Raw genomic sequence first — 8,943 nt, forward strand, 5'->3', positions numbered from 1 at the left:
GAACTGTTCATTCAAAAAACTATTATTGTTTATTAACTACTGGACCTCTGAGCCCTAACTCTTGGCTTCTGTTTCCTCAAACCTCACACCTCACACCTCTCACCTCACTTAATCTCATGCACCCAGTTATCCGGATCAGCTATCTCGCCCTCCTGGATACCAGTAAGAGTGCTGCGAAGCTTGGCCAGTGTAGGCCCTATCTCGTCCATTCCGCTCTTTATATTGGTGATCTTTCCATGGTCGTTGATACGTCCGACAGGAGAGATAACAGCGGCTGTACCGCAAAGGCCCATCTCATCGAACTCGCCGTCCTCAACTTCAGAGAGAAGAATCTCGCGCTGCTCTACCTTCATGCCAAGCAGATTTTCAGCGATATAGCATAGAGACCTTCTGGTAATGGAAGGCAGGATAGAATCTGACTTTGGAGTCACGAGAGTCTTTCCCTTGTCCTTTATGAAGATGATATTGGCTCCGCCTGTCTCCTCGATCTTTGTTCTGGTGGCAGGATCGAGATACATATTCTCATTGAATCCCTTCCTGTGAGCCTCCATGATAGGATGTAATGACATAGCATAGTTAAGTCCTGCCTTGATACCGCCGGTGCCGTGAGGAGCCGCTCTGTCGAAATCAGGGATCATAACCTCAACCGGCTTCAGCCCACCCTTGAAGTATGGACCAACAGGAGTTACAAGAATACGGAACATATACTCGTCAGCTGGCTTAACGCCTATTACAGAATTGTATCCGAACATATATGGGCGGATATAAAGAGTAGCACCGCTTCCAAAAGGAGGGACCCAGGCCTCATTAGCCTTTACAACCTTCTCAACGGCCTCGACCCATCTGTCGACAGGGAAGGCGGGCATCTCAAGACGCTCGCAGGAATCATGCATCCTGGCAGCATTTGCATCCGGACGGAAGCATACGATCCTGCCGTCCTTAGTATGATAAGCCTTCAGTCCCTCGAAGCAGGACTGTGAATACTGGAGCACGCAGGCACACTCACTCATAGTGACTGTATGATCCTTTGTCAGCTCTCCGTCATCCCATTTACCATCCTTGTACATGGAAACATAGCTGTAATCTGTCTGTCTGTAGTTGAAATCCAGGTTACTCCAGTCAATGTCTTCTGGTCTCATTTCTTTTACCTCCTAGTAAATTTATTGCTTTTATAATTATACACCTTTTGGGCGATTATGAAAGAAGTTTTTTTGGATCGGATAAAAATTACAAAGTAAAAGACCGGCTGTTAAAAGCCGGTCCTTTTGTCAGGAACTGATCGAACTGTCGGCCTTTATCTCGTAGCCCGCAGTAATCAGATCGTTTAAAAGATTGTCAGTGCTGGAATAGTAATCATATGGACTTTGCAGCCTTGAATCATCCTGACCTGAGTTATACCAGAGGGAGCCATCTGACTGTTTTGCTACATTAGGGAACTCGACGTATGTATAGCCTGTCAGATCATCAGCGAACCAGTCATCATACTTAGCCTTAAAAAGCACTATACATTCTTCAGGATAGTCGTTGATATCGTCTGCCGAATTAGCGACTGCCGTCACGCATCCGATAAACTTAAGGCTTTTGATATCGTCCGACTGGTCGCGCAGGTATTTACTGGCATGTCCTGCAAGCTGCTTTCTGTCAGATGCGTTGAGCTCTGTAGGATCTGTTACAAGAGTGTCTGTCTTTCCGACCTTAAAGGTCTTTTTGGCAGGAGAATAGACATGTCCGTGTGAAGGACTTGTGTCGCCCTCAAATGTAACGGTAAATTCCTGACCCTTCTTTGTAAGGTAGAGCCTGCCATCGGAATCAGTTACACCCTGATCACTGCTTACAGAAAAATCATAGTTGTTAAAGTCGCTGTCATCTGTATCGATCACAGGGGTTAGATATGGAAGAGCGCCGGCGTAGCTTATGCTTACATCCTCGAAAGGATCAATGACATCTACTGCACTCAATCCATTAACAGTTACGGCCTTTTTTAATCCAAATATGTGAAGCCCCAGCTTTTTGGCATAAGCCTTGCTGTATTTGACTTTTACAACAACTTCATCAGAGTTTGCAAGCTTTCCCTGAGCCTTGGTCTTTACCTCGGGCTCTATGCTGTCTACAAATGATTCGATGAGCATGGCTTTTTTGAAGTCTCCACCCAGACTTGCAAGGTCTGAATAATCTTCAAGATCCTTATCAGACAGCCCGTACAGCTTTGAAAGCTTTCTGCTTAGTTTATCCTGGTCGATATAGGCCCAGGCGGATCCATATTTGTCATATCCTTCGCATTTTACCTTGACGAAATCACTGATAATATAGGTATGGCGGTAGAAATGGATCCCAAGGATCAGGACTACTGCCGCGCATACAGCGGCAACAACGGCTATTATAAGCTTCTTGTTTACAGGCTTAGCCGCTGCTGTGGCAAAAGAGCCATTCTGAGGTGCTTGTGCAAAAGCCTGGCCAGCATTCTGACTTCCCTGTCCAAAAGCCTGAGTGCCGTACTGTCTTGTCTGTGCCGAGGACTGGCCACTATTTAGACCTGCCTGATAAGGGAGGCCATCTACCTGATTCTGCCCCTTATTATCAGTGCCCTGGCTTCCTGTCACTGATCTGTTGACCGGAGCGCCGCATTTTTTACAGAATTTATTTTCCGGAGCCACTGGAGCCCCGCAGTTTCTACAATATTTCATCGCTTCCTCCGATCAGTATGGCCAGTCGCCATCCTTCTTCCTCTTAGAGCGTTCTGCCGACATTTTATCGAGATTCTTTTTCTCGATCTTGGAAATCTTTACATCATTCATATCAGTAAGAGAGGAGTCAGGCTCGTACCAGTCCTTATTATTAAAGTAATCATTCAGATCAGCGGCCTGAAAGGTGTATCCATGCCTTGCGTAGATCTCATTGATGGCAATGCGGAGATCATAGTTACTAAGAGACTTTATATCGCTTTTGGATATAGATTTGTCTGAGCTGTCAGCGAGGATATAGTCTTTATCTGAATCCTCATCCTCATCTGTGTACGAGTCTTCATCGTAATCATCAGCCTCATCTGTGTACAAGTCTTCATCGTATTCATAATCATCTTCATCTTCATCATAATCAGAATCTGTTTTGCCTGAATCCACTGTGGTAGAGCTCTTGCTCTCCTTGATATCCCCGGCGAGAGAAGAGTAGTCAGTAAGCTTTTCCACGGGCTGGTCGATCACGGTAGCGTCTACTCTGGCCTCTGCATTATTCTTTTCAGCCATATCCTTTGATGTTCTTGCCTTGTTAACGAATGGCGTATTTATCAGCCCAAGCCTTGAAGCGATAAGTAAACCAATACAAAGAGCAGCAATAGACGCTATTATTATGATAGCTATTATAACACCCTTCGGCAGACGGGAAGGTTTTGGAGTCTTATCACTCATATTTTACCCTCCATATCAGTAATCGAAGTTGCTGAACAGTTCTTCGAGAGACGATGCTTTTTTCATCAGATACTGTGCAACAAGCAGCTCCGGAACATGTGCAGCTACAAGTATTATTCCAACTACAGATAGAACGATGCCTGAGATAGAAAGTATAAGGCCAAGGGTCTGTACTGTTTTGTTGGAGGTATTCTCTTTATTTACAAGAAGGAGGACCATAGCTATGCAGCCTAGAACAAGTCCTGCTATGTTTGATGCCTGTCCTATAAGACCCAGTGAGAACTTAATTGAAAGGATAGCCATTACAAAGCATGCAACCTCAAGTCCCTCACTGTTTGACTTAGGAACGAGGCGGTTCATATTCGCTCCCATGTAATTGAGGGTCTGACTTGCCTTTGAAGGGCCCTGCTGGTATGGTCCCTGACCATAAGCGCTATTGAACTGCTGATTCTGCTGACTATAACCGTTGTTAAACTGCTGATTCTGCTGTCCATAACCGTTGTTAAACTGCTGATTCTGCTGTCTATAACCGTTGCCAAGCTGCTGATTCTCTTGGCCAAAGCCACTGTTGACCTGCTGATCAGAAGAAGCATTGCTCTTAGACTGCTGGTCCTGTGAGACATCCATTGGACCTACAGGCTGCTTTGCCTGGTCACTGCTGTTTTCTTCTCCAGGGTCAACCTCTGCATTTGACTGGTTTGTAGTCATATCATCCTCTACGTGAGCGCCGCAGAACGGACAAACCTTTGCTCCATCCGGGAGCTTCTTTCCACAATTTCCGCAAAATGCCATTTGGTTTCCTCCTCTGCCGAAAAAATGTGTTGTCTTTGTGTCCAAAAAATTATAACATAATAAAAAGCTGCATTCAAGTAAATCAGACCTTATGGATAGTGAGAAAATATGATAGACTATATGTATATTTATTCTGGATTCAGGAGGATAAGATGAGTGATACAGAAAAGAGAACCATTTCGATCATCTGCTATCTTGCAGTAGTGCTTATGATGGTGCTTCTGTCGATAATGTCTGATGAGAGGGAGGTGATCTTTCCGGAGGTCGGAGCTATTGCTGCCGGAATGTTTCTGACTCCGCACAGGTCATGGATGACGAATGGCAGGAGGATGTTTGCCCTGCTTCTAGTCGGAGGAGTCATTGGCATGGGAATAGTCAGATTTCTTCCCTTGCCGGTAATGGCACAGATGATAACAGGATATATAGCGGCTCTTCTGATACAGTCGCTTTCCGGGACGTCATTTGTTCCTATGATTTCAGCTCTGGTGCTCCCGGTCCTGCTTCAGACCAGATCCATATGGTATCTTATTTCACTTGTGATCTTTTCTCTGACAATAATAGGGATAAGAAAGCTTCTTGAGAAAATGGGTATAAAGGGAAGTGAGGAATATATACCGATGGAGAGGTCGATAAAACCTTCTCTTACGGTCTTTCGGATCATAATGGCTTCTATTATGATTGCAATAGCTCTTGGCACAGGGCTTAGATTCATCGCGGCTCCGCCTCTCCTTGTCGCCTTTACAGAACTGTCAGCCCACAACAACAGGGTAATCCGTCTTCATCCGATAAGGGTGATAATGCTGATGCTCCTATCATCTGCGTCAGGCGCCTGGGTGCGTCTTCTCTTTGCTGGCCTGCCAGCCTGCTTCACACTCCTGGCAGTGCTTATCTCTACGATGATATTTCTCGTCGTCTTCTATAATGCCGGACCAATGGTGCCGCCGGCCGGAGCAGTCATGGTGCTTGCTTATCTGGTGCCAGAGAAAGCGCTGCTTATCTATCCATTAGAGATACTAATCGGAATTGGCGCGTTTGTGGGGGTCTGTGTGGTCAGGGAGAGGATAGGAGTTAGGGTATAAGAGATTTACAAGTATCAGAATGAAGGTAAAACATACAGGATCAGGGCCTTGTTAGTATCAGATCAACTCGCCCCTAACCCCTCGCACCTCTGACCTATTTTGCTAAGGAAGTTCTCTTCGCTAGGTTCGAACTTCGTCTTCGACTTGTTCTCGATAATAATGAAGTTCTGCTCGCTAAGCTCAAGCTGCGCCTGCGGCTTGCTTTCGCTAACAAGGAAGCTGTCTTCGTTAAGCTCGAACTTCGTCTTCGACTCGTTCTCGCTAATCTCAGACAGCGGCCTCGCTTGTGGCTTGAGCTGCGCTTTTGGCTTGCTCTCGCCTACAAGCTTTCAGCCTCCGACGTCGCTCTCAGATTAGACTCAAGGAACTTATTATATCCTTTCCATGCAAGGGAGGTGCTTGGAGAGTCGTAGATGGCCTGCTTCATGGTCTGCATTTTGGCGTCTACATTGTCAGCAAATGAAAGTGCCATAGCCTCGCATATGGCAGGCTTTTTAGGAGAGCCGAATTCCAGCTCGCCGTGGTGGGCAAGTATACAGTGCTCAAGCTCCTTGGCTTTCACGGCAGGGAAATGAGGGATTTCCTTTATATGATCCCGTATCATCATAGTACCCATTACAATATGGCCCAGGAGATTGCCGTCATCTGTGTAATCATTCTCAGGGAAAGGAGAAAGCTCATATACCTTTCCTATATCATGACAGATCGCGGCTGTCACCAGGAGATCTCTGTCAAGAAAGGCGTAATGCCTGGCAAAGAAGTTGCAGACTCTTGTTACAGAAAGTGTGTGTTCGAGAAGACCACCGACGAAGTTGTGATGAACGGATTTGGCGGCTGAGCAGAAGCAGAAGTGCTTGCTGAATTCTTCATCACCAAAGAAGGACATCAGAAGCTCATGCAGATAGTCAGTCTTTACCGAATTGATAAGGTTCATAAGCTCATCAAACATCTGATCTATATCATATTCGGAGCAAGGAAGGTAGTCCGAGGAGGACACGCTGGCAGCATCGACCTTTGTAGCCTGCCTTATGATAAGCTGCAGCTGCCCCTTGTATTCCTGGGAATCGGCAACTATGTTTATATAATCGAGATTCGAAAATTCCTCTATTCCCGGGGAGGTAGGGTCCCAGACCTTTGCATTTACAGAGCCTGTCTTGTCCTGAAGCATAACGTTCCAGTACTCCTTGTCGTTCTTTGTGACGGCCTGCTTTACTTCCTTTACCATGTAGGTCTCCCGGACCTGTTCTCCAGCTTTAATAGTATTTATATACTTCATCTGATCTCCTGTTTCTTACGCATAATTATTCAAATGATATTTTAACTCTTTTATCACGCAGGCACAACCTTTTTTGCTAAAAACAGAGTCAGCTTTATGACAGGGCCTATAAAAGCGAAGCCTCATATATAAACTTTTTGGATAAGAGCCCGATATATAAGTTGTAAATCTGATTAAGACAATTTGATGAGGATATTTTATGAGAATAAATAATAATATCTCCGCAGTGATAGCAAACAAGCATCTGCTGCGTAACGAAACATCGCTGGCCGCATCCATGGAGAGGCTTTCCTCCGGATACAAGCTCAATCACGCAAAGGATAATCCGTCAGGAATGGCTATCTCCAACAAGATGCGTGCCCAGATCAGGGGGCTTGACAGGGCCAGTCAGAATACGGCTGACGGAGTATCTCTTCTGAACACTGCTGATGGGGCGATTGGAGAGACTACAAGCATCCTTCAGAGGATGAGAGAGCTTTCAGTCCAGGCAGCTAATGATACAAATACTGATTCCGACAGGGAGGCGATCCAGCTTGAGATGACAAGCTTAAGAAGTGAGATCGACCGAATTTCATCATCCACCGAGTTCAATACCAAGAACCTTCTTGATGGAACTCTCGACCGAAAGGCCTATGCAGATGACGTATCGAGACTTTCGGTCTCGGATTCGGTTCCGGCAGGGACCTATGAGGTGCAGTATAAAGCTGCTACGCGTGCTGAGCTTTCCGGAAAAGCCGAGGTGAGCAATGGCAGTGTGCCGGCTGATGCGGCAGGGACTTTCAAGGTAAATGGAAGAGAAGTCACCCTGAAGGCTGGTATGACTCAGGAGGAGGCCATCGAGGAGCTTAGGAAGCAGTGTGAATATGGCAATGTTTCAGCTGATGTGAACACAGATAAGAATGATGCTACAAAGAAGACCATTAGTCTGAAGTCGGGAGCCTACAATGACGAGCATGAACAGGTATTAGGGACTGCCTGGGGAAAGGATGCAAGCGTTGTAGTAGAGACTGACGCAAAGAATGCGGCTTCTGTCAATGCGGCAAAATATTTCGGACTGGCTGACAATACAGCAAATCCGGCAAAGGGCACGGACTCAATAGTAACCATTAAGAGCGGATTTGATGCTACTGCAACTGCAGCAACTGATGGCAGAAGGATCACAGTATCAGACAATAATGGCTTTGAGATCAGCTTTGTGGTAGATAAGGAAGAGGAAAAGACCACATCTGCCAAGACCAAGGAAGGCACAGCAAGGATAGATGTGACCGATATCGGTCCTATGGATCTTCAGGTCGGAGCAAATACCAGACAGCAGGTACGCGCCAGAATAGATGCGATGGACACGAAGAGTCTTTATATAGATGATCTTGACGTAACAAAGACAGGTGGCGCATCTGTCGCCATTGCCCGCCTTGATTCTGCTATTTCAAAGGTGAATGAGAACAGAGCCAGGATCGGTGCACTTTCAAACAGACTTGACAGCACTATATCAAGCCTTGATAATGCCAGTGAAAATATGAACACAGCTATTTCCAAGCTGCGCGATACAGATATAGCCACGGAGATGGTGGAATTCACCAAGGACAATGTGCTGCAGCAGGCTGGAACATCTGCTCTGTCACAGGCAAATGAGCTGCCAAATCTGGCTCTTCAGCTTTTGCAGTGATTTTTTTAAAAAACTGCTTGACATGGGCGGACGAAGATGATAATATATAACACGTTCCGCGCGTAAGAGCGGTAAGGAGAGGTATCGAAGCGGTCATAACGAGGCGGTCTTGAAAACCGTTTGTCCGAAAGGGCGCGTGGGTTCGAATCCCACCCTCTCCGCTTCAGGTGACCTGCCGCCTATGGCGGCAGGTCAGTATTTTGCTCGGATCATGGTTCACAGTTGGTTCTGATGGCCAGATACAAGAGCAGATACAACTGATAATAATAAGGTAGGACAGCTAAGTATGCAGATCGGCGGAGGCTTATTAAGCTATATCTGTTGATCACCATTTTGGAGAAGTACCCAAGCTGGCCGAAGGGACACCCCTGGAAAGGGTGCAGGTCGTTAACAGCGGCGCGAGGGTTCAAATCCCTCCTTCTCCGTTTCATCTGCGGTAGCTTTTGAAAAAAGTTTTAAAAAGTGCTTGACAAACAAGCGACACCGTAGTATGATAAACAAGTCGCCCGAGAGAGCGACAGAGAAAATCTTCCGAGAAGCGAAAGTCTTCCAAGAAGAAAATAAAAAAAGTCCTTGACAAGGAGCTCACAAAGTGATACACTAAATGAGCTGTCGCGAAAAGGACAGCAGGACATTGACAACTGAACAGTGAAACAACCTTGAAAGATTTCTAAGAGAAATATCATTCGAGTGCAACTCGAAACCTTTTAAGAACAGTAATAGGAA

At 46.0% G+C, this 8,943-nt stretch carries 7 protein-coding genes and 2 tRNA genes; 4 read left to right on the forward strand and 5 right to left on the reverse strand.

What is annotated here, in order from left to right:
- Positions 1–104: 104 nt before the first annotated feature.
- The 4 genes from ACTNCK_RS11170 to ACTNCK_RS11185 form a co-directional block, all read right to left on the reverse strand.
- Positions 105–1,139 carry a branched-chain amino acid aminotransferase gene (locus tag ACTNCK_RS11170; RefSeq protein WP_441082800.1) on the reverse strand — a complete coding sequence of 345 codons (1,035 nt, stop codon included), beginning with the start codon at positions 1,137–1,139 and terminating at the stop codon, positions 105–107.
- Between the two features lie 129 nt (positions 1,140–1,268).
- Entirely contained in the window at positions 1,269–2,684 is a 1,416-nt protein-coding gene (locus ACTNCK_RS11175; RefSeq protein ID WP_441082801.1) for a zinc ribbon domain-containing protein, read from the reverse strand.
- Between the two features lie 12 nt (positions 2,685–2,696).
- Entirely contained in the window at positions 2,697–3,404 is a 708-nt protein-coding gene (locus ACTNCK_RS11180) for a YARHG domain-containing protein (RefSeq protein WP_441082802.1), read from the reverse strand.
- 15 nt (positions 3,405–3,419) lie between these two features.
- On the reverse strand, positions 3,420–4,196 hold the full coding sequence (locus ACTNCK_RS11185) for a zinc-ribbon domain-containing protein (protein ID WP_441082803.1): 777 nt from the start codon (positions 4,194–4,196) through the stop codon (positions 3,420–3,422).
- 152 nt (positions 4,197–4,348) lie between these two features.
- Here ACTNCK_RS11185 and ACTNCK_RS11190 point away from each other — a divergent pair, with 152 nt between their 5' ends.
- Positions 4,349–5,275: a hypothetical protein gene (locus ACTNCK_RS11190; protein ID WP_441082804.1), complete on the forward strand. Its 927-nt coding sequence runs from the start codon at positions 4,349–4,351 to the stop codon at positions 5,273–5,275.
- Positions 5,276–5,594: 319 nt separating this feature from the next.
- Here ACTNCK_RS11190 and ACTNCK_RS11195 read toward each other — a convergent pair whose 3' ends face one another.
- Positions 5,595–6,551: a 3'-5' exoribonuclease YhaM family protein gene (locus ACTNCK_RS11195; protein ID WP_441082805.1), complete on the reverse strand. Its 957-nt coding sequence runs from the start codon at positions 6,549–6,551 to the stop codon at positions 5,595–5,597.
- Between the two features lie 199 nt (positions 6,552–6,750).
- Here ACTNCK_RS11195 and ACTNCK_RS11200 point away from each other — a divergent pair, with 199 nt between their 5' ends.
- The 3 genes from ACTNCK_RS11200 to ACTNCK_RS11210 all read left to right on the forward strand — a co-directional run bounded on the left by ACTNCK_RS11200 (position 6,751) and on the right by ACTNCK_RS11210 (position 8,642).
- Positions 6,751–8,217 carry a flagellin N-terminal helical domain-containing protein gene (locus tag ACTNCK_RS11200; protein WP_441082806.1) on the forward strand — a complete coding sequence of 489 codons (1,467 nt, stop codon included), beginning with the start codon at positions 6,751–6,753 and terminating at the stop codon, positions 8,215–8,217.
- Positions 8,218–8,292: 75 nt separating this feature from the next.
- Positions 8,293–8,378 (forward strand) — tRNA-Ser (locus ACTNCK_RS11205).
- A 174-nt stretch (positions 8,379–8,552) separates the two neighbouring features.
- Positions 8,553–8,642: transfer RNA gene (locus ACTNCK_RS11210), tRNA-Ser, on the forward strand.
- Positions 8,643–8,943 lie beyond the last annotated feature (301 nt).

This window comes from Candidatus Weimeria sp. HCP3S3_B5, from assembly GCF_052064335.1.
Lineage (GTDB): Bacteria > Bacillota > Clostridia > Lachnospirales > Lachnospiraceae > Weimeria.